The 16,752-nt window shown below is 56.3% G+C and carries 30 protein-coding genes, 3 tRNA genes and 1 rRNA gene; all 34 read left to right on the top strand.

The window, feature by feature from the left end; translation table 11 throughout:
• Window positions 1-129: 129 nt before the first annotated feature.
• The 34 genes from rrf (at window position 130) to rpsD (ending at window position 16,747) form a co-directional block, all read left to right on the top strand.
• Window positions 130-245 (top strand): 5S ribosomal RNA (gene rrf / locus N436_RS19945).
• 281 nt (window positions 246-526) lie between these two features.
• Window positions 527-1,486 (top strand): bifunctional biotin--[acetyl-CoA-carboxylase] ligase/biotin operon repressor BirA, encoded by a 960-nt coding sequence (birA, locus tag N436_RS19940; RefSeq protein WP_105948307.1) that lies wholly within the window; start codon window positions 527-529, stop codon window positions 1,484-1,486.
• On the top strand, window positions 1,476-2,225 hold the full coding sequence (locus tag N436_RS19935) for a pantothenate kinase (RefSeq protein WP_016715909.1): 750 nt from the start codon (window positions 1,476-1,478) through the stop codon (window positions 2,223-2,225). Before birA ends, N436_RS19935 begins: the two co-directional genes overlap by 11 nt.
• Window positions 2,226-2,232: 7 nt before the next feature.
• Window positions 2,233-2,658 (top strand): hypothetical protein, encoded by a 426-nt coding sequence (locus tag N436_RS19930; protein WP_110741793.1) that lies wholly within the window; start codon window positions 2,233-2,235, stop codon window positions 2,656-2,658.
• Between the two features lie 153 nt (window positions 2,659-2,811).
• Window positions 2,812-2,895 (top strand) — tRNA-Tyr (locus tag N436_RS19925).
• A gap of 24 nt (window positions 2,896-2,919) precedes the next feature.
• Window positions 2,920-2,993: transfer RNA gene (locus tag N436_RS19920), tRNA-Gly, on the top strand.
• Window positions 2,994-3,022: 29 nt separating this feature from the next.
• Window positions 3,023-3,098 (top strand) — tRNA-Thr (locus N436_RS19915).
• Between the two features lie 78 nt (window positions 3,099-3,176).
• Window positions 3,177-4,370: an elongation factor Tu gene (tuf, locus tag N436_RS19910; RefSeq protein ID WP_013970626.1), complete on the top strand. Its 1,194-nt coding sequence runs from the start codon at window positions 3,177-3,179 to the stop codon at window positions 4,368-4,370.
• Window positions 4,371-4,511: 141 nt separating this feature from the next.
• Window positions 4,512-4,823: a 30S ribosomal protein S10 gene (rpsJ, locus tag N436_RS19905; protein ID WP_003186070.1), complete on the top strand. Its 312-nt coding sequence runs from the start codon at window positions 4,512-4,514 to the stop codon at window positions 4,821-4,823.
• 80 nt (window positions 4,824-4,903) lie between these two features.
• Window positions 4,904-5,539, top strand: a complete 636-nt coding sequence (gene rplC / locus N436_RS19900; protein WP_003257089.1) for a 50S ribosomal protein L3 — start codon at window positions 4,904-4,906, stop codon at window positions 5,537-5,539.
• A 12-nt stretch (window positions 5,540-5,551) separates the two neighbouring features.
• Entirely contained in the window at window positions 5,552-6,154 is a 603-nt protein-coding gene (gene rplD, locus N436_RS19895) for a 50S ribosomal protein L4 (RefSeq protein WP_003255485.1), read from the top strand.
• A complete protein-coding gene (rplW, locus tag N436_RS19890; RefSeq protein ID WP_003255484.1) occupies window positions 6,151-6,450 on the top strand; it encodes a 50S ribosomal protein L23 in 300 nt (99 codons plus the stop codon). Before rplD ends, rplW begins: the two co-directional genes overlap by 4 nt.
• 14 nt (window positions 6,451-6,464) lie before the next feature.
• Window positions 6,465-7,289: a 50S ribosomal protein L2 gene (gene rplB / locus N436_RS19885; RefSeq protein WP_003255483.1), complete on the top strand. Its 825-nt coding sequence runs from the start codon at window positions 6,465-6,467 to the stop codon at window positions 7,287-7,289.
• A 16-nt stretch (window positions 7,290-7,305) separates the two neighbouring features.
• Entirely contained in the window at window positions 7,306-7,581 is a 276-nt protein-coding gene (rpsS, locus tag N436_RS19880) for a 30S ribosomal protein S19 (protein ID WP_003255482.1), read from the top strand.
• An 11-nt stretch (window positions 7,582-7,592) separates the two neighbouring features.
• Window positions 7,593-7,925 carry a 50S ribosomal protein L22 gene (gene rplV, locus N436_RS19875; RefSeq protein WP_003103908.1) on the top strand — a complete coding sequence of 111 codons (333 nt, stop codon included), beginning with the start codon at window positions 7,593-7,595 and terminating at the stop codon, window positions 7,923-7,925.
• Window positions 7,926-7,938: 13 nt separating this feature from the next.
• A complete protein-coding gene (gene rpsC, locus N436_RS19870; protein ID WP_003255481.1) occupies window positions 7,939-8,625 on the top strand; it encodes a 30S ribosomal protein S3 in 687 nt (228 codons plus the stop codon).
• Window positions 8,626-8,637: 12 nt separating this feature from the next.
• The gene (rplP, locus tag N436_RS19865) at window positions 8,638-9,051 is read left to right on the top strand and encodes a 50S ribosomal protein L16 (protein ID WP_003255479.1); all 414 of its coding nucleotides are present in this window, start codon (window positions 8,638-8,640) and stop codon (window positions 9,049-9,051) included.
• The gene (gene rpmC, locus N436_RS19860) at window positions 9,051-9,242 is read left to right on the top strand and encodes a 50S ribosomal protein L29 (RefSeq protein ID WP_002555481.1); all 192 of its coding nucleotides are present in this window, start codon (window positions 9,051-9,053) and stop codon (window positions 9,240-9,242) included. Before rplP ends, rpmC begins: the two co-directional genes overlap by 1 nt.
• Before the next feature lie 2 nt (window positions 9,243-9,244).
• Window positions 9,245-9,511, top strand: a complete 267-nt coding sequence (gene rpsQ, locus N436_RS19855; protein WP_003255478.1) for a 30S ribosomal protein S17 — start codon at window positions 9,245-9,247, stop codon at window positions 9,509-9,511.
• 23 nt (window positions 9,512-9,534) lie between these two features.
• Window positions 9,535-9,903 carry a 50S ribosomal protein L14 gene (gene rplN, locus N436_RS19850; protein ID WP_002555479.1) on the top strand — a complete coding sequence of 123 codons (369 nt, stop codon included), beginning with the start codon at window positions 9,535-9,537 and terminating at the stop codon, window positions 9,901-9,903.
• A gap of 11 nt (window positions 9,904-9,914) precedes the next feature.
• On the top strand, window positions 9,915-10,229 hold the full coding sequence (rplX, locus tag N436_RS19845) for a 50S ribosomal protein L24 (RefSeq protein WP_003255476.1): 315 nt from the start codon (window positions 9,915-9,917) through the stop codon (window positions 10,227-10,229).
• A 20-nt stretch (window positions 10,230-10,249) separates the two neighbouring features.
• Window positions 10,250-10,789, top strand: a complete 540-nt coding sequence (rplE, locus tag N436_RS19840) for a 50S ribosomal protein L5 (protein ID WP_003255474.1) — start codon at window positions 10,250-10,252, stop codon at window positions 10,787-10,789.
• A 13-nt stretch (window positions 10,790-10,802) separates the two neighbouring features.
• Entirely contained in the window at window positions 10,803-11,108 is a 306-nt protein-coding gene (gene rpsN / locus N436_RS19835; protein ID WP_009681970.1) for a 30S ribosomal protein S14, read from the top strand.
• A gap of 209 nt (window positions 11,109-11,317) precedes the next feature.
• Window positions 11,318-11,710 (top strand): 30S ribosomal protein S8, encoded by a 393-nt coding sequence (gene rpsH, locus N436_RS19830; RefSeq protein ID WP_009681971.1) that lies wholly within the window; start codon window positions 11,318-11,320, stop codon window positions 11,708-11,710.
• A 12-nt stretch (window positions 11,711-11,722) separates the two neighbouring features.
• Complete coding sequence (gene rplF / locus N436_RS19825) at window positions 11,723-12,256, top strand: 50S ribosomal protein L6 (protein ID WP_009681972.1); 534 nt, start codon at window positions 11,723-11,725, stop codon at window positions 12,254-12,256.
• A 10-nt stretch (window positions 12,257-12,266) separates the two neighbouring features.
• Window positions 12,267-12,617 (top strand): 50S ribosomal protein L18, encoded by a 351-nt coding sequence (gene rplR, locus N436_RS19820; RefSeq protein WP_009681973.1) that lies wholly within the window; start codon window positions 12,267-12,269, stop codon window positions 12,615-12,617.
• Window positions 12,618-12,620: 3 nt separating this feature from the next.
• Entirely contained in the window at window positions 12,621-13,121 is a 501-nt protein-coding gene (rpsE, locus tag N436_RS19815; RefSeq protein WP_003255465.1) for a 30S ribosomal protein S5, read from the top strand.
• A gap of 2 nt (window positions 13,122-13,123) precedes the next feature.
• Window positions 13,124-13,300 carry a 50S ribosomal protein L30 gene (gene rpmD / locus N436_RS19810; RefSeq protein ID WP_003255463.1) on the top strand — a complete coding sequence of 59 codons (177 nt, stop codon included), beginning with the start codon at window positions 13,124-13,126 and terminating at the stop codon, window positions 13,298-13,300.
• Window positions 13,301-13,303: 3 nt separating this feature from the next.
• Window positions 13,304-13,738, top strand: a complete 435-nt coding sequence (gene rplO / locus N436_RS19805; protein WP_003255461.1) for a 50S ribosomal protein L15 — start codon at window positions 13,304-13,306, stop codon at window positions 13,736-13,738.
• The gene (secY, locus tag N436_RS19800; RefSeq protein ID WP_003257108.1) at window positions 13,739-15,070 is read left to right on the top strand and encodes a preprotein translocase subunit SecY; all 1,332 of its coding nucleotides are present in this window, start codon (window positions 13,739-13,741) and stop codon (window positions 15,068-15,070) included.
• Between the two features lie 28 nt (window positions 15,071-15,098).
• Entirely contained in the window at window positions 15,099-15,215 is a 117-nt protein-coding gene (gene rpmJ / locus N436_RS19795; RefSeq protein WP_002555468.1) for a 50S ribosomal protein L36, read from the top strand.
• A gap of 131 nt (window positions 15,216-15,346) precedes the next feature.
• A complete protein-coding gene (gene rpsM, locus N436_RS19790) occupies window positions 15,347-15,703 on the top strand; it encodes a 30S ribosomal protein S13 (protein WP_003255457.1) in 357 nt (118 codons plus the stop codon).
• Between the two features lie 18 nt (window positions 15,704-15,721).
• A complete protein-coding gene (gene rpsK, locus N436_RS19785; RefSeq protein ID WP_003255454.1) occupies window positions 15,722-16,111 on the top strand; it encodes a 30S ribosomal protein S11 in 390 nt (129 codons plus the stop codon).
• Between the two features lie 15 nt (window positions 16,112-16,126).
• A complete protein-coding gene (rpsD, locus tag N436_RS19780; protein WP_009681977.1) occupies window positions 16,127-16,747 on the top strand; it encodes a 30S ribosomal protein S4 in 621 nt (206 codons plus the stop codon).
• Window positions 16,748-16,752: the final 5 nt, after the last annotated feature.

Here is a 16,752-nt window from a genome sequence, read left to right as displayed (position 1 = left end):
CACCCAAGCAATTTGCGCGTAAGCCGAATTGTGGTGGTGAAGACGAAAGACCCGAAAATTCGTAAGACCACAAATTCACATATCCGAATTCGCTAGAGCATCCATCTGGATCTTCTGGCAACAGAATTTCTTGACGACCATAGAGCATTGGAACCACCTGATCCCATCCCGAACTCAGCAGTGAAACGATGCATCGCCGATGGTAGTGTGGGGTTTCCCCATGTGAGAGTAGGTCATCGTCAAGATTCATTTCGCAAAACCCCTATCTGCACATGCAGGTAGGGGTTTTGTCTTTGTGGCCCGAAAAGCCAAGCTCACGCAAGTCTCGGCCTTGCCCAGATCCCTGTAGGAGCGGCTTTAGCTGCGAACACCGGCAAAGCCGGTGCCATCCACCACGTCGCCTGCTTCGCGGCCAAAGCCGAACCCCGAAGGGATCGCGACACAAGGCCGCACTTACAGGCCCTTTTCCTATGCAAGCCAACAGCCCATGGCTATCATGCCTGCCTTATTCCAAGTCGAGACTGGCATGCTGAAGTTGTTGAATCTCCTCAAGGATGGCCGGTTCCATTCCGGTGAAGCCCTGGGGGCAGCCCTCGGGGTGAGTCGCAGTGCCGTTTGGAAGCAGCTGCAGCACCTGGAGAGTGAACTGAACCTCACCATTCACAAGGTTCGTGGGCGCGGCTATCAGCTGGCGGCACCGCTCGCCTTGCTCGAAGCACAGGCAATCGCCGGTTATGCCGAAGGCGAGCAGTGGCCGGTGTTCATCCACGAATCGATTGATTCGACCAATGCGGAAGGTTTGCGGCTTGCCGGCCAAGGGCAGGCAGCTCCGTTTATCGTGCTGGCCGAGCGGCAGAGTGCCGGCCGCGGCCGGCGTGGCCGTCAGTGGATCAGCCCATTTGCCGAAAACCTCTATTACAGCCTTGTATTGCGAGTGGATGGCGGCATGCGTCAGCTCGAAGGTTTGAGCCTAGTGGTGGGATTGGCTGTAATGCGTACCCTGCAGGCGTTTGGCGTAAAAGAGGTAGGGCTCAAATGGCCCAACGATGTGCTGGTTCGCGGGCAGAAGATTACCGGCATTCTCCTGGAGCTGGTGGGCGACCCCGCCGATGTCTGCCATGTGGTGCTGGGTGTCGGTATCAATGTGAACATGCAGGCAAATGACCAGGTCGATCAACAGTGGACCTCGATGCGGCGTGAGGTGGGTGCGACAATTGATCGCAATCACTTGGTGGCATCGCTCAGTCAGCAGCTGCAGCATGAATTGGCGCGCCATCGTCGCTACGGATTTGCAGCATTCCTGGAAGAATGGGAGCAGGCGCACCTTTGGCAGGGGCGCAATGTTTCGCTGGTTGCTGGCAGCACGCATATTGATGGTGTGGTTCTCGGCGTCGACGGGCAGGGTGGCTTGCGCCTTGAGGTGGACGGAGTGGAAAAGAGCTTCAGTGGTGGTGAGCTCAGTTTGAGGTTGCGTGATGATTCTTGAGCTCGATTGCGGTAACAGCTTCATCAAGTGGCGGGTAATCCATGCCGCTGATGCAGTCATTGAAGGTGGCGGGATCGTCGATTCCGATCAGGCGTTGCTCGCTGAAGTGGCTGCGTTGGCTTCGGTGCGTCTTACAGGCTGTCGCATTGTCAGTGTGCGCAGCGAGGAAGAAACCGATGCGCTGTGTTCATTGATTGCCCAGGCGTTTACCGTTCAGGCGCGTGTTGCGCATCCGGCACGGGAAATGGCCGGCGTGCGCAATGGCTATGACGATTATCAGCGTCTGGGTATGGATCGTTGGCTGGCTGCGCTGGGTGCATTTCACTTGGCAAAGGGCGCGTGTCTGGTCATTGACTTGGGCACTGCCGCAAAAGCGGACTTCGTTGCGGCGGATGGTGAGCATCTGGGTGGTTACATCTGCCCGGGCATGCCTTTGATGCGTAGCCAGTTGCGTACCCATACCCGGCGTATCCGCTATGACGATGCCTCCGCCGAGCGCGCATTGACCAGTCTGTCGCCCGGGCGCTCCACCGTCGAGGCGGTCGAGCGCGGTTGTGTGTTGATGCTCCAGGGCTTTGCGCGCACCCAGCTTGATCAGGCGCGCGCGCTGTGGGGGGACACGTTCACGGTATTTCTCACTGGGGGTGATGCGCCACTGGTAAGGGAGGCTGTGCCCCAGGCGCGTGTTGTGCCAGACCTGGTTTTCGTTGGCCTGGCCATGGCCTGCCCATTGGATTGAGGTGCCTATGCGTTGGTTGTTTCTGCTGTTACTGGTGCTCAACGTCTTCTATTACGTGTGGCACCAGCAGGAAGCCCCGCTGAAGGTCAAGGAAGTCGCCCCGCTGTCTCTGTACAAGGGGAATCAGCAAGAAATCCGCCTGCTGCGTGAAACAGGCGTGTCGGCGCCGCCCAAGCGTCGTGATGAATGCCTGGTAGTGGGTGGGGTAATGGGGCAGGGGCAGCTGGATGCGCTCCGTCAGCGCCTCTTGAGCCTTGATATTACTACGTTGCCAGTGGTGGGGCAGCTGCCGGGGGCAGATGGGCGCTGGCTCAAGGTTGCACCGGAAAGCGAGCGTTTGCTGGACCAAACGGTGCTCTCAGCTCTTTCCAATGATTTCAAAGACTTAAAACATAAAATTATTTTCTGCCAGGGTATTGCAACTGGCGAATAGCTTGATAGAATGGCGCCCGCTTCACAGGGAACACCACTCAGGTGGTAGAACTGGAGGCGGTGTCAAAGCAGCTAAGTTTCAGATTTGATTGAAAAAATTTGAAAAAAACGCTTGACACTAGGACGGCAGACAAATAGAATGCCGGCCACATCTGGAGGGATTCCCGAGCGGTCAAAGGGGACGGACTGTAAATCCGTTGCGAGAGCTTCGAAGGTTCGAATCCTTCTCCCTCCACCAGTTTTAGCGAGAGCCGCAAGCTCCGCGGGTATAGTTTAGTGGTAGAACCTCAGCCTTCCAAGCTGATGATGCGGGTTCGATTCCCGCTACCCGCTCCAAGTTTGCCGGATTTTGCACAAAGTGTTTCGCTCTTGTAGCTCAGTTGGTAGAGCACACCCTTGGTAAGGGTGAGGTCAGCGGTTCAAATCCGCTCAAGAGCTCCATATAAACAAGGCAGATATGAAAATATCTGCCTTTGTTTTATCAGCGCAAGACTATTTCTTCTGCGGAGGATTGTATCGATGGCTAAGGAAAAGTTTGATCGTTCCCTTCCCCACGTTAACGTCGGCACTATCGGCCACGTTGACCACGGTAAGACCACTCTGACCGCAGCTCTGACTCGCGTCTGCTCCGAAGTTTTCGGTTCGGCAGTCGTTGAGTTCGACAAGATCGACTCGGCTCCGGAAGAAAAAGCGCGCGGTATCACCATCAACACCGCTCACGTCGAGTACAACTCGAACATTCGTCACTACGCTCACGTTGACTGCCCAGGTCACGCTGACTACGTGAAGAACATGATCACCGGTGCTGCCCAGATGGACGGCGCGATCCTGGTTTGCTCGGCCGCCGATGGTCCGATGCCGCAAACCCGTGAGCACATCCTGCTGTCCCGTCAGGTAGGCGTTCCGTACATCGTGGTCTTCCTGAACAAGGCTGACCTGGTAGACGACGCTGAGCTGCTGGAACTGGTCGAGATGGAAGTTCGCGACCTGCTGTCCACCTACGACTTCCCAGGCGACGACACTCCGATCATCATCGGTTCCGCTCGTATGGCCCTGGAAGGCAAAGACGACAACGAAATGGGTACTACCGCTGTCAAGAAGCTGGTAGAAACTCTGGATGCCTACATCCCTGAGCCAGTTCGTGCCGTTGATCAGCCGTTCCTGATGCCGATCGAAGACGTATTCTCGATCTCGGGTCGTGGTACCGTTGTTACCGGTCGTATCGAGCGTGGTATCGTTCGCGTTCAAGACCCACTGGAAATCGTTGGTCTGCGTGACACCACCACCACCACCTGCACCGGTGTTGAGATGTTCCGCAAGCTGCTGGACGAAGGCCGTGCTGGCGAGAACTGCGGCGTTCTGCTGCGTGGCACCAAGCGTGACGACGTTGAGCGTGGTCAGGTTCTGGTCAAGCCAGGTTCGGTCAAGCCGCACACCAAGTTCACCGCAGAAGTTTACGTTCTGTCGAAGGAAGAAGGCGGCCGTCACACTCCGTTCTTCAAAGGCTACCGTCCTCAGTTCTACTTCCGTACCACTGACGTGACCGGAAACTGCGAGCTGCCGGAAGGCGTTGAAATGGTAATGCCAGGTGACAACATTCAGATGACTGTTACCCTGATCAAGACCATCGCAATGGAAGACGGTCTGCGCTTCGCTATCCGTGAAGGCGGTCGTACCGTCGGCGCCGGCGTCGTAGCCAAAATCATCGAGTAATCACTCGACCGATTGAAAAAACCCCCGCTCAGCGGGGGTTTTTTTTATTGGGTTGACACTAAATTGGGGCGTCTATAGAATCACGCCTCCTTTTAGCGGGCGTAGTGCGTCCGTTGGGAACAGCCTGGAGTCTGAAATCCAATGCAAAATCAGCAAATCCGTATCAGGTTGAAGGCTTTCGACCATCGCCTGATCGACCAATCCACCCAGGAAATCGTGGAAACCGCGAAACGTACTGGTGCACAAGTGCGTGGTCCAATTCCACTGCCTACCCGCAAAGAGCGTTTCACCGTTCTGGTCTCCCCGCACGTCAACAAGGACGCGCGTGACCAGTACGAGATTCGCACTCATAAGCGTGTTCTGGACATCGTCCAGCCAACGGATAAAACCGTTGACGCGCTGATGAAGCTTGATCTGGCGGCAGGTGTGGAAGTACAGATCAGCCTCGGCTAAGACTTCGGTCTAGTCGTGTAACGCTCTGAAATGGGCGGCCATAGCGGGTGAAAGCCCCGTACACTCATGAGGTTTACAACATGACTATTGGTGTAATCGGTCGCAAGTGCGGTATGACCCGCATTTTCACCGAAGAAGGTGTCTCCATTCCGGTCACGGTCATTGAGATCGAGCCGAATCGTGTCACCCAGTTCAAAACTGAAGAAACCGATGGCTACCGTGCAGTGCAAGTCACTGTCGGCGAGCGTCGTGCTTCGCGTGTGACTGCCGCTCAGGCAGGTCACTTCGCCAAGGCTAACGTTGCCGCTGGTCGCGGTGTCTGGGAGTTCCGTCTTGAAGAAGGCGATTTCCAGGCTGGCGATCTGATCAAAGCTGAACTCTTCACTGCAGGCCAGCTGGTAGACGTTACTGGTCAGTCCAAAGGTAAAGGCTTCGCCGGTACCATCAAGCGCTGGAACTTCCGTGGTCAGGACAACACCCACGGTAACTCCGTGTCGCACCGTGTTCCTGGTTCCATCGGCCAGTGCCAGACTCCTGGTCGTGTGTTCAAGGGCAAGAAAATGTCCGGTCACATGGGCGCCGAGCGCGTGACTGTTCAGTCCCTGGAAGTAGTTCGCGTAGACGCTGAACGCAACCTGCTGCTGGTCAAGGGTGCCGTTCCTGGCGCTACTGGCGGCGACGTGGTTGTACGTCCAGCTGTCAAGGCTCGCGGTTAAGGGGAAACTGACATGCAACTCAATGTAAATGACGCTCAGGCGATCGAAGTTTCCGAACTGACTTTCGGTGGCGAATTCAACGAGACGCTGGTACACCAAGCAGTCGTGGCCTACATGGCCGGCGGCCGTCAGGGCACCAAGCAGCAAAAGACCCGTTCCGACGTGGCTGGTGGCGGTAAGCGCCCATGGCGTCAGAAGGGTACTGGCCGTGCTCGTGCTGGTACCACTCGTGGTCCGATCTGGCGTGGCGGTGGTGTAACCTTCGCAGCTCGCCCTCAAGATCACTCGCAGAAGCTCAACAAGAAGATGTACCGCGCAGCCCTGCGCTCCATCCTCGCTGAGCTGGTGCGTAGCGACCGTCTGGTCGTGGTTCAGGACTTCGCTGTCGAAGCACCGAAAACCAAAGATCTGCTGAACAAGCTGAACGGCATGGGTCTGAGCGATGTATTGATCGTTTCCGACGCTGTTGATCAGAACCTGTACCTGGCTGCTCGCAACCTGCCGCACGTCGACGTACGTGACGTACAAGGTTCCGACCCGGTCAGTCTGATCGCATACGAGAAAGTGTTGATCACTGTCTCGGCCGTGAAGAAATTCGAGGAGCTGCTGGGATGAACCAGGAACGCGTATTCAAAGTCCTCCTTGGCCCGCACGTTTCCGAGAAGGCTACCGTTCTGGCTGAGAAAAAAGGCCAGTTCGTATTCAAGGTTGCTACTGATGCAACCAAGCTGGAAATCAAGAAAGCTGTCGAAGGCCTGTTCAACGTAAAAGTTGAAAACGTGTCGACTGTTAACGTTCTGGGTAAAACCAAGCGTACCGCACGTGGTCTGGGCAAGCGTAATGACTGGAAGAAGGCGATCGTCTCCCTTCAGCCAGGCCAAGATCTCGATTTCAGCAGCAGTGCTGAGTAAGGAAGGGGTGCATCATGGCAATCGTTAAATGCAAACCGACTTCCCCTGGCCGCCGTTTCGTGGTCAAGGTGGTCAACAAGGAGCTGCACAAAGGCGCTCCTCACGCACCGCTGATCGAGAAAAAATCGAAGTCTGGTGGTCGTAACAACAATGGCCGCATTACCACTCGTCACGTTGGTGGTGGTCATAAGCAGCATTACCGTCTGGTCGACTTCCGTCGCAACGACAAAGATGGCATCCCAGCCACTGTCGAGCGTATCGAATACGATCCGAACCGTACTGCTCACATCGCCCTGCTGTGCTACGCAGACGGTGAGCGTCGCTACATCATCGCCCCTAAAGGCGTGAGCGCTGGCGACCAGCTGATCGCAGGTGCCCTGGCCCCAATCAAGGCCGGTAACTCCCTGCAGCTGCGCAACATTCCAGTGGGTTCCACCATTCACGGCATCGAACTGAAGCCGGGTAAAGGTGCTCAGATCGCTCGTTCCGCTGGTGCTTCGGCTCAGCTGATCGCTCGCGAAGGTGTCTACGTGACCCTGCGTCTGCGCTCTGGTGAAATGCGTAAAGTCCTGGCTGAGTGCCGTGCGACCCTGGGCGAAGTCTCGAACTCCGAGCACAGCCTGCGTTCGCTGGGTAAAGCTGGTGCCAAACGCTGGCGCGGCGTTCGCCCAACCGTTCGTGGTGTTGCCATGAACCCGGTTGACCACCCACACGGTGGTGGTGAAGGTCGTACCTCCGGTGGTCGTCATCCGGTATCGCCATGGGGCTTCCCAACCAAGGGTGCTAAAACCCGTGGTAATAAGCGTACCGACAACATGATCGTCCGTCGTCGCAAGTAACTAGAGGGATACGACAGTGCCACGTTCTCTGAAAAAAGGTCCTTTTATCGATCTTCACCTGCTGAAGAAGGTCGAAGTGGCGGTGGAGAAGAACGATCGCAAGCCAGTTAAAACCTGGTCGCGCCGTTCGATGATCCTGCCACAAATGGTCGGTCTGACCATCGCGGTACACAACGGTCGTCAACATGTCCCAGTTCTCGTGAACGAAGACATGGTCGGCCACAAACTGGGCGAGTTCGCCGGTACCCGCACCTACCGCGGGCACGTGGCTGACAAGAAAGCCAAGCGTTAAGGGGTAAGGAAATGGAAGTAGCCGCTAAGTTGTCGGGCGCTCGCATCTCCGCCCAGAAAGCCCGCTTGGTCGCCGACCAGATCCGCGGGAAGAAGGTGGGCGAAGCGCTCAACCTGTTGGCCTTCAGCAGCAAAAAAGCCGCTGAAATCATGAAGAAAGTCCTCGAGTCGGCCGTAGCCAACGCCGAACACAACGAAGGCGCAGACGTTGATGACCTGAAGGTCTCCACCGTCTTCGTCAACGAAGGGCGTTCGCTGAAGCGCATCATGCCACGTGCCAAAGGCCGTGCTGATCGCATCGTCAAGCGGTCTTGCCATATCACTGTCAAGGTTGCGGACAAGTAACGGAGTCGATCAGATGGGTCAGAAAGTACATCCCACTGGCATTCGCCTGGGAATCGTCAAGGAGCACACCTCCGTCTGGTACGCAGACGGTGCTACTTACGCAGATTACCTGTTGAAGGATCTGAAAACGCGTGAGTACCTCCAAGACAAACTAAAAAGCGCGTCCGTAAGCCGTATCGATATTCATCGTCCGGCTCAAACTGCACGCATCACCATCCACACCGCTCGTCCAGGTATCGTTATCGGGAAGAAAGGTGAAGATGTCGAGAAGCTGCGTCAGGACCTGACCAAGCAGATGGGTGTGCCTGTGCACATCAACATCGAAGAGATCCGCAAGCCGGAACTCGACGCTATGCTGGTTGCGCAGAGCGTAGCTCAGCAGCTGGAACGCCGCGTAATGTTCCGTCGCGCCATGAAGCGCGCCGTACAGAACGCCATGCGTATTGGTGCCAAGGGCATCAAGATCCAGGTGAGCGGTCGTCTCGGCGGTGCTGAGATTGCTCGTACCGAGTGGTATCGCGAAGGTCGTGTGCCGCTGCACACCCTGCGTGCCGATATCGACTACAACACCTACGAAGCTCACACCACTTACGGTGTGATCGGTGTGAAGGTTTGGATCTTCAAAGGCGAAGTTATTGGTGGTCGCCAAGAAGAACTGAAACCACAAGCACCAGCGCCTCGTAAAAAAGCTGCTAAGTAAGGGGTACGCCAAATGTTGCAACCAAAGCGTACAAAATTCCGCAAGCAGATGACTGGCCACAACCGTGGTCTGGCACTGCGCGGTAGCAAAGTCAGCTTCGGCGAGTTCGCCCTGAAAGCTGTTGCTCGCGGTCGCCTCACCGCTCGCCAGATCGAGTCCGCACGTCGTGCGCTGACCCGTCACGTTAAACGTGGCGGTAAGATCTGGATCCGTGTGTTCCCGGACAAGCCGATCTCCAAGAAACCTCTCGAGGTTCGTATGGGTAAAGGTAAGGGTTCCGTGGAGTACTGGGTTGCCCAGATCCAGCCAGGTAAAGTCCTGTACGAGATCGAGGGTGTTTCTGAAGAGCTGGCGCGCGAAGCATTCGCCCTGGCTGCTGCAAAGCTGCCTCTCGCCACCTCCTTTGTTAAGCGGACGGTGATGTGATGAAAGCGAATGAACTTCGTGAAAAATCGGCACAGCAACTGAACGAGCAACTGCTCGGCTTGCTGCGCGACCAGTTCAATCTGCGTATGCAGAAAGCAACTGGCCAGTTGGGGCAGTCGCACCTGCTCTCGCAAGTTAAGCGTGACATCGCTCGCGTGAAAACTGTGCTCAACCAGCAGGCAGGTAAGTGATCATGGCTGAAGCTGAAAAAACCGTCCGTACGCTGACTGGCCGTGTCGTCAGCGACAAAATGGACAAGACCATCACCGTTCTGATCGAGCGTCGCGTAAAGCACCCGATCTACGGTAAATACGTTAAGCGTTCGACTAAGCTGCACGCGCACGACGAAGCCAACCAGTGCAAGATCGGCGACAAGGTTTCCATCCGTGAAACCCGTCCGCTGGCCAAGACCAAGTCCTGGGCACTGGTTGAAGTCCTCGAACGCGCTGTTGAAGTCTAAGGGCTAGGGGTCGGAGAAATTTTATGATTCAGACTCAATCCATGCTCGATGTGGCCGATAACAGCGGCGCTCGTCGCGTCATGTGCATCAAGGTGCTCGGCGGTTCGCACCGCCGTTACGCCGGCATCGGTGACATCATCAAGGTTACCGTCAAGGAAGCAATTCCGCGCGGTAAGGTCAAAAAAGGCCAAGTGATGACTGCTGTTGTCGTGCGCACCCGTCACGGTGTTCGTCGCGCTGACGGTTCCATCATTCGTTTCGACGGCAACGCTGCTGTTCTGCTGAACAACAAGCAAGAGCCGATCGGCACTCGCATCTTCGGGCCAGTGACCCGTGAACTTCGTACTGAGAAGTTCATGAAGATCGTCTCGCTCGCCCCTGAAGTGCTGTAAGGAGATCCGACATGCAAAAGATTCGTCGTGACGACGAGATCATCGTGATCGCCGGCAAAGACAAAGGTAAGCGCGGTAAGGTGCTGAAGGTTCTGGCTGATGACCGTCTGGTTATCGGTGGCGTGAACCTGGTCAAGCGTCATACCAAGCCTAACCCGATGGCGGGCGTACAGGGCGGTATCGTCGAGAAAGAAGCGCCTCTGCACGCTTCCAACGTTGCCATCTTCAACGGCGAAACCAACAAGGCTGACCGCGTTGGTTTCAAAGTAGAAGACGGTAAAAAAATTCGTGTCTTCAAGTCGACCCAAAAAGCGGTTGATGCTTGAACACTGCTAGGTAGAAGACCATGGCACGACTGAAAGAGATTTACCGGAACGAAATCGCTCCTAAGCTTAAGGAAGAACTTAAGCTGTCGAACGTGATGGAAGTTCCGCGCGTTACCAAAATCACCCTGAACATGGGTCTGGGCGAAGCGATCGGCGACAAGAAAGTCATCGAGCACGCTGTTGCCGACCTGGAAAAGATCACCGGTCAAAAGCCGGTTGTGACTTTCGCTCGCAAATCCATCGCTGGCTTCAAAGTCCGCGAAGGTTGGCCGATCGGCGTCAAGGTGACCCTGCGTAGCGACAAGATGTACGAATTCCTGGACCGCCTGCTGGCGATCTCCCTGCCTCGGGTTCGCGACTTCCGCGGCCTGAATGCCAAGTCCTTCGATGGCCGTGGCAACTACAGCATGGGCGTGAAAGAGCAGATCATCTTCCCGGAAATCGACTACGACAAGATCGATGCTCTGCGCGGTTTGGACATCACCCTGACCACCACTGCTCGTTCGGACGACGAAGGCCGCGCTCTGCTGCGTGCTTTCAAGTTCCCGTTCCGCAACTGATTGGAGTAGGAAAATGGCCAAGAAGAGCATGAAAAACCGCGAGCTGAAGCGTCAGCTCACGGTAGCCAAGTTCGCTAAGAAGCGTGCTGAGCTGAAAGCGACCATCGTCAACGTTAACGCCTCTCCAGAAGAGCGTTTCGCTGCCGTTGTCGCTCTGCAGAAGCAGCCACGTGATGCTAGCGCCTCGCGCCTGCGCAACCGTTGCCGCCTGACCGGTCGTCCTCACGGTGTATACCGTAAGTTCGGCCTGGGCCGTAACATGCTGCGTCAAGCTGCAATGCGCGGCGACGTACCAGGTCTGGTCAAGGCCTCCTGGTAATCGCTGCAGGCTGGATCCCGGCGTAAGGGGAGCAATCTTCCGACCGCCGGTGACCTTGCCAACAAACAAGCCCCTATATGGGGCTTGTTTCGTTTCTGCCTTGTGTCTAGAATGACCGGCTCACCTGAGCCTGGGTTTTTTACCCTGCCTGCTTGGGTGGTTGTGATAGCCGCAAGGCTAATAATTCTTGTATCAGGAGCATCTAGCCCATGAGTATGCAGGACCCGTTAGCGGACATGCTAACTCGCATCCGTAATGCCCAGATGGCTGAAAAGTCCGTCGTAAGCATGCCTTCCTCCACCCTGAAGGTCGCGGTTGCCAAAGTTCTGAAAGACGAAGGTTACATCGCTGGCTACCAGGTTACTGGTGAGGCCAAGCCTTCCCTGTCGATCGAGCTGAAGTACTTCGAAGGCCGTCCGGTCATCGAGGAGCTGAAGCGTTCCAGCCGTCCTGGCCTGCGCCAGTACAAGTCCGTCGCAGAACTGCCGAAAGTACGTGGCGGCCTGGGCGTGTCTATCGTCTCCACCAACAAAGGTGTGATGACTGATCGCGCTGCGCGCGCTGCCGGTGTCGGCGGCGAAGTTCTGTGCACAGTGTTCTAAGGGGAGATAGGCATGTCTCGCGTCGCTAAGAACCCCGTTAAGCTGCCAGCAGGCGTCGAAGTCAAATTCGCCGGCCAGCAGCTTTCGGTGAAGGGTGCCAAAGGCACTCTCGAACTGAACGTTCACTCGTCTGTTGAAGTTACCGAAGAGTCTGGCGAGCTGCGTTTCGTCGCTCGCAACGGTGACCAGCAAGCTCGCGCCATGGCCGGTACCACCCGCGCTCTGGTGAACAACATGGTCCAAGGCGTAAGCCAAGGCTTCGAGCGTAAGCTCCAGCTGGTCGGTGTTGGTTACAAGGCACAGGCTAAAGGCACCGTCCTGAACCTGGCTCTGGGCTTCTCGCACCCAGTGGACTACGAACTGCCAGCCGGTATCACCGCTGAAACCCCAAGCCAGACCGACATCCTGATCAAGGGTATCGACAAGCAGCTGGTGGGTCAGGTGGCCGCTGAAATCCGCGACTTCCGTCCGCCAGAGCCTTACAAAGGCAAGGGTGTGCGTTACGCGGACGAAGTAGTCCGTCGTAAAGAAGCCAAGAAGAAGTAGGGCCTAGCAAATGACCGACAAAAAAGTTATCCGACTGCGTCGCGCTCGCAAAGCACGTCTCAAGATGCACGAACTCGAAGTCGTGCGCCTGTGCGTGTTCCGCTCCTCGCAGCACATCTACGCCCAGGTCATTTCGGCCGACGGCAGCAAGGTTTTGGCAAGCGCCTCGACCTTGGACAAAGAACTGCGTGATGGCGCCACTGGCAACATCGACGCGGCCACTAAGGTTGGCAAGCTGGTAGCTGAGCGTGCGAAAGCCGCCGGTGTATCTCAAGTTGCCTTTGACCGTTCCGGCTTCAAGTACCATGGCCGCGTCAAAGCGCTGGCTGATGCTGCTCGTGAAGGCGGGCTGGAGTTCTAAGTTATGGCAAATAACGATCAAAAGCGCGACGAAGGCTACATCGAGAAGCTGGTTCAAGTTAACCGCGTTGCCAAAACCGTAAAAGGCGGCCGTATCTTCACCTTCACCGCGCTGACCGTGGTAGGTGATGGTAAAGGTCGTGTTGGCTTCGGCCGTGGTAAATCGCGCGAAGTACCAGCCGCGATCCAGAAAGCCATGGAAGCTGCTCGCCGCAACATGATCCAGGTTGACCTGAAGGGCACCACCCTGCAGTACGCCACCAAGGCTGCCCACGGCGCCTCGAAGGTTTACATGCAGCCTGCCTCGGAAGGTACCGGTATCATCGCCGGTGGCGCAATGCGTGCTGTCCTGGAAGTTGCTGGTGTTCAGAACGTTCTGGCCAAGTGCTACGGTTCGACCAACCCAGTGAACGTGGTTTACGCCACCTTCAAGGGTCTGAAAGCCATGCAATCTCCTGAATCCATTGCTGCCAAGCGCGGCAAGAGCGTCGAGGAGATCTTCTGATCATGGCAACCGTAAAAGTAACGCTGATCAAGAGCGTCTCGGGCCGTCTGCCTAACCACAAACTGTGCGTTAAAGGCCTGGGTCTGCGTCGCATCGGTCACACTGTAGAAGTCCAGGATACTCCCGAGAACCGCGGGATGATCAACAAGGCTTACTACATGCTGAAGGTCGAGGGTTAATCGATGAAACTCAATGATCTGAGTCCAGCGCCGGGTTCCCGTCGCGAGAAGCATCGTCCAGGTCGTGGTATCGGTAGCGGTCTGGGTAAGACCGGCGGCCGTGGCCACAAAGGTCAGACTTCCCGTTCGGGTGGTTCGATCGCTCCTGGCTTCGAAGGCGGTCAACAGCCGCTGCACCGTCGTCTGCCGAAGTTCGGCTTCGTTTCCCTGAAAGCCATGGACCGCGCCGAAGTGCGTCTGTCCGAGCTGGCCAAAGTGGAAGGCGACGTGATCTCCGTGCAATCCCTGAAGGATGCCAACGTGATCAACCAGCACATTCAGCGTGTGAAAATCATGCTGTCTGGCGAAGTTACTCGCGCAGTCACCATCAAGGGCATCGCAGCCACCAAGGGTGCGCGTGCGGCTATCGAAGCAGCTGGCGGCAAATTCGAGGAATAAATGGCTAAGCAAGGTGCTCTCTCTTCGCTCGGTAAGGGCGGGATGTCGGAACTCTGGGCTCGTCTGCGCTTTCTGTTCATGGCGATCATCGTCTATCGGATAGGTGCGCATATCCCGGTTCCCGGCATCAATCCGGACCGTCTGGCGGATCTGTTTCGGCAGAATGAGGGGACCATTCTTAGCTTGTTCAACATGTTTTCCGGTGGCGCGCTTGAGCGCATGAGCATCTTTGCACTGGGGATCATGCCGTACATCTCGGCATCGATCATCATGCAGCTGATGACGGCGGTCAGCCCGCAACTGGAGCAGTTGAAGAAGGAAGGTGAAGCTGGCCGTCGCAAGATCAGCCAGTACACCCGCTACGGCACCGTTATCCTGGCACTGGTTCAAGCCATTGGCATGTCCATTGGCCTGGCCAACCAGGGCGTGGCGTTTTCTGTAGGCCTGGGCTTCCATGTCGTTGCCGTCTCCACCTTCGTGGCGGGCGCGATGTTCATGATGTGGCTGGGCGAGCAGATCACCGAGCGCGGTGTGGGCAACGGTATCTCGATGTTGATCTTCGCAGGTATCGTTGCCGGTCTTCCGAGAGCAATCGGGCAGTCTTTCGAGTCTGCACGCACAGGCGATATCAACATTTTCGCCCTGGTCGCTATCGGTTTGCTGGCAGTAGCGATTATCGGTTTCGTGGTGTTCATTGAGCGTGGTCAGCGTCGTATCGCCGTTCACTACGCCAAGCGTCAGCAGGGCCGCAAGGTCTTCGCTGCGCAGACCAGCCACTTGCCGTTGAAAGTGAACATGGCGGGGGTTATCCCGGCCATTTTCGCGAGCAGCATTTTGCTGTTCCCGGCTTCGCTGGGTGCCTGGTTCGGTCAGTCCGAAGGTATGGGCTGGCTGCAGGACATCTCGCAGTCGATCGCTCCTGGTCAGCCGTTGAACATTCTGCTGTTTAGTGCAGGGATCATTTTCTTCTGCTTCTTCTACACAGCGTTGATGTTCAACCCGAAAGACGTAGCGGAAAACCTGAAGAAGTCCGGTGCCTTTATTCCGGGTATCCGTCCTGGTGAGCAGTCGGCACGCTACATTGATGGCGTTCTGACTCGTCTTACCATGTTCGGTGCTCTTTACATGATGGCCGTCTGCCTTCTGCCCCAGTTCCTGGTGGTGGCAGCAAATGTGCCGTTCTACCTTGGCGGGACCTCGTTGCTGATTGTGGTAGTGGTTGTGATGGACTTCATGTCCCAAGTACAATCGCACCTCGTTTCGCACCAGTACGAATCCCTGATGAAGAAAGCCAACCTGAAAGGCTACGGTGGCAGCGGTCTGCTGCGCTGATACGCCCCTAAGGTTCGAGGAGTCGGTAATGAAAGTTCGTGCATCGGTGAAAAAGCTGTGCCGTAACTGCAAGATCATCCGTCGCGAAGGCGTCGTACGAGTGATCTGCAGCGCGGAACCGCGTCACAAACAGCGCCAAGGCTGAGTGTGATCTGCGCTTCAAACCCAGCAGCTAGTGTGCTGCTGGGTTGATTATTCGTTTCTACAGCGATATTATCTCGCGCCCTATTTCTTGGCTTCCGGGGCGTAGGTAGCTGTCAATTGGAGTCCCACTGAATGGCCCGTATTGCAGGCGTCAACATTCCAGATAACAAGCATACTGTTATCTCGCTGACCTACATCTATGGTGTCGGTCGCACAACTGCACAGAAGATCTGTGCAGACGCTGGTGTAAACCCAGCCGCTAAGATCAAGGATCTGAGCGACGAGCAAATCGAAACCCTGCGTGGCGAAGTCGCGAAGTTCACCACCGAAGGTGACCTGCGTCGTGACATCAACATGAAGATCAAACGCTTGATGGACCTGGGTTGCTACCGCGGCCTGCGTCATCGTAAAGGTCTGCCGGTTCGCGGTCAGCGCACCAAGACCAACGCACGCACCCGTAAGGGCCCGCGTAAGCCGATCCGCAAGTAATCGCCCAGGAATATAGACATGGCAAAACCTGCTGCTCGTCCTCGTAAGAAAGTCAAAAAGACAGTGGTTGATGGCATCGCCCACATCCATGCCTCTTTCAACAACACCATCGTGACCATCACCGACCGTCAGGGCAATGCTTTGTCCTGGGCGACCTCCGGTGGTTCGGGTTTCCGTGGTTCGCGCAAATCCACTCCGTTCGCAGCTCAGATCGCTGCTGAGCGTGCTGGTCAAGCTGCGCTGGAATACGGTCTGAAGAACCTCGACGTTAACGTCAAGGGTCCAGGTCCAGGTCGTGAGTCCGCCGTTCGTGCATTGAACAGCTGCGGCTACAAGATCGCCAGCATCACCGACGTGACGCCAATCCCGCACAACGGGTGCCGTCCGCCGAAGAAGCGTCGCGTGTAATCAGGAGACAGAAGAATGGCACGTTACATTGGTCCAAAATGCAAACTGTCTCGTCGTGAAGGCACTGACCTGTTCCTGAAGAGCGGCGTTCGCGCTCTGGAATCGAAGTGCAACATCGAAGCAGCCCCAGGTATCCACGGCCAGCGCCGTGGCCGTCAGTCTGACTACGGCACCCAGCTGCGTGAGAAACAAAAAGTCCGTCGTATCTACGGTGTTCTGGAGCGTCAGTTCCGCGGTTACTACCAAGCTGCTGCCTCGAAAAAAGGCGCAACCGGTGAGAACCTGCTGCAACTGCTCGAGTGCCGTCTGGATAACGTCGTTTACCGTATGGGCTTCGGCTCGACTCGTTCCGAGTCGCGTCAGCTGGTTTCGCACAAAGCGATCAGCGTCAACGGTAAGACTGTAAACATTCCATCCTACCAAGTTCGTCCGGGTGACGTGGTCGCGGTTCGCGAGAAATCGCTGAGCCAGCTGCGCATTGTTCAAGCCCTTGAACTGTGCGCCCAGCGTGGCCGCGTTGAGTGGGTTGACGTGGATGCTGCTAAAAAGTCGGGCGTTTTCAAGAACGTTCCTGCTCGCAGCGACCTGTCTGCCGACATCAACGAGAACCTGATTGTCGAGCTCTACTCCAAGTAAGGGCT

The organism is Pseudomonas sp. RV120224-01b (assembly GCF_003208145.1).
Classification (GTDB): Bacteria; Pseudomonadota; Gammaproteobacteria; order Pseudomonadales; family Pseudomonadaceae; genus Aquipseudomonas; species Aquipseudomonas monteilii.
This window is presented reverse-complemented; position numbering and strand designations above follow the sequence as displayed.

Coding starts and splice junctions, on each gene's coding strand:
- rpmC (WP_002555481.1), top strand. CDS start 9,051: ATGAAAGCGAATGAACTTCGTGAAAAATCGGCACAGCAACTGAACGAG.
- tuf (WP_013970626.1), top strand. CDS start 3,177: ATGGCTAAGGAAAAGTTTGATCGTTCCCTTCCCCACGTTAACGTCGGC.
- rplC (WP_003257089.1), top strand. CDS start 4,904: ATGACTATTGGTGTAATCGGTCGCAAGTGCGGTATGACCCGCATTTTC.
- N436_RS19930 (WP_110741793.1), top strand. CDS start 2,233: ATGCGTTGGTTGTTTCTGCTGTTACTGGTGCTCAACGTCTTCTATTAC.
- rplN (WP_002555479.1), top strand. CDS start 9,535: ATGATTCAGACTCAATCCATGCTCGATGTGGCCGATAACAGCGGCGCT.
- rplX (WP_003255476.1), top strand. CDS start 9,915: ATGCAAAAGATTCGTCGTGACGACGAGATCATCGTGATCGCCGGCAAA.
- secY (WP_003257108.1), top strand. CDS start 13,739: ATGGCTAAGCAAGGTGCTCTCTCTTCGCTCGGTAAGGGCGGGATGTCG.
- rpsK (WP_003255454.1), top strand. CDS start 15,722: ATGGCAAAACCTGCTGCTCGTCCTCGTAAGAAAGTCAAAAAGACAGTG.
- rpsN (WP_009681970.1), top strand. CDS start 10,803: ATGGCCAAGAAGAGCATGAAAAACCGCGAGCTGAAGCGTCAGCTCACG.
- rplO (WP_003255461.1), top strand. CDS start 13,304: ATGAAACTCAATGATCTGAGTCCAGCGCCGGGTTCCCGTCGCGAGAAG.
- rplE (WP_003255474.1), top strand. CDS start 10,250: ATGGCACGACTGAAAGAGATTTACCGGAACGAAATCGCTCCTAAGCTT.
- rpsD (WP_009681977.1), top strand. CDS start 16,127: ATGGCACGTTACATTGGTCCAAAATGCAAACTGTCTCGTCGTGAAGGC.
- rplF (WP_009681972.1), top strand. CDS start 11,723: ATGTCTCGCGTCGCTAAGAACCCCGTTAAGCTGCCAGCAGGCGTCGAA.
- N436_RS19935 (WP_016715909.1), top strand. CDS start 1,476: ATGATTCTTGAGCTCGATTGCGGTAACAGCTTCATCAAGTGGCGGGTA.
- rpsM (WP_003255457.1), top strand. CDS start 15,347: ATGGCCCGTATTGCAGGCGTCAACATTCCAGATAACAAGCATACTGTT.
- rplV (WP_003103908.1), top strand. CDS start 7,593: ATGGAAGTAGCCGCTAAGTTGTCGGGCGCTCGCATCTCCGCCCAGAAA.
- rplB (WP_003255483.1), top strand. CDS start 6,465: ATGGCAATCGTTAAATGCAAACCGACTTCCCCTGGCCGCCGTTTCGTG.
- rplP (WP_003255479.1), top strand. CDS start 8,638: ATGTTGCAACCAAAGCGTACAAAATTCCGCAAGCAGATGACTGGCCAC.
- rplR (WP_009681973.1), top strand. CDS start 12,267: ATGACCGACAAAAAAGTTATCCGACTGCGTCGCGCTCGCAAAGCACGT.
- rpmJ (WP_002555468.1), top strand. CDS start 15,099: ATGAAAGTTCGTGCATCGGTGAAAAAGCTGTGCCGTAACTGCAAGATC.
- rplW (WP_003255484.1), top strand. CDS start 6,151: ATGAACCAGGAACGCGTATTCAAAGTCCTCCTTGGCCCGCACGTTTCC.
- rpmD (WP_003255463.1), top strand. CDS start 13,124: ATGGCAACCGTAAAAGTAACGCTGATCAAGAGCGTCTCGGGCCGTCTG.
- rpsH (WP_009681971.1), top strand. CDS start 11,318: ATGAGTATGCAGGACCCGTTAGCGGACATGCTAACTCGCATCCGTAAT.
- rpsJ (WP_003186070.1), top strand. CDS start 4,512: ATGCAAAATCAGCAAATCCGTATCAGGTTGAAGGCTTTCGACCATCGC.
- birA (WP_105948307.1), top strand. CDS start 527: ATGCTGAAGTTGTTGAATCTCCTCAAGGATGGCCGGTTCCATTCCGGT.
- rplD (WP_003255485.1), top strand. CDS start 5,552: ATGCAACTCAATGTAAATGACGCTCAGGCGATCGAAGTTTCCGAACTG.
- rpsQ (WP_003255478.1), top strand. CDS start 9,245: ATGGCTGAAGCTGAAAAAACCGTCCGTACGCTGACTGGCCGTGTCGTC.
- rpsC (WP_003255481.1), top strand. CDS start 7,939: ATGGGTCAGAAAGTACATCCCACTGGCATTCGCCTGGGAATCGTCAAG.
- rpsE (WP_003255465.1), top strand. CDS start 12,621: ATGGCAAATAACGATCAAAAGCGCGACGAAGGCTACATCGAGAAGCTG.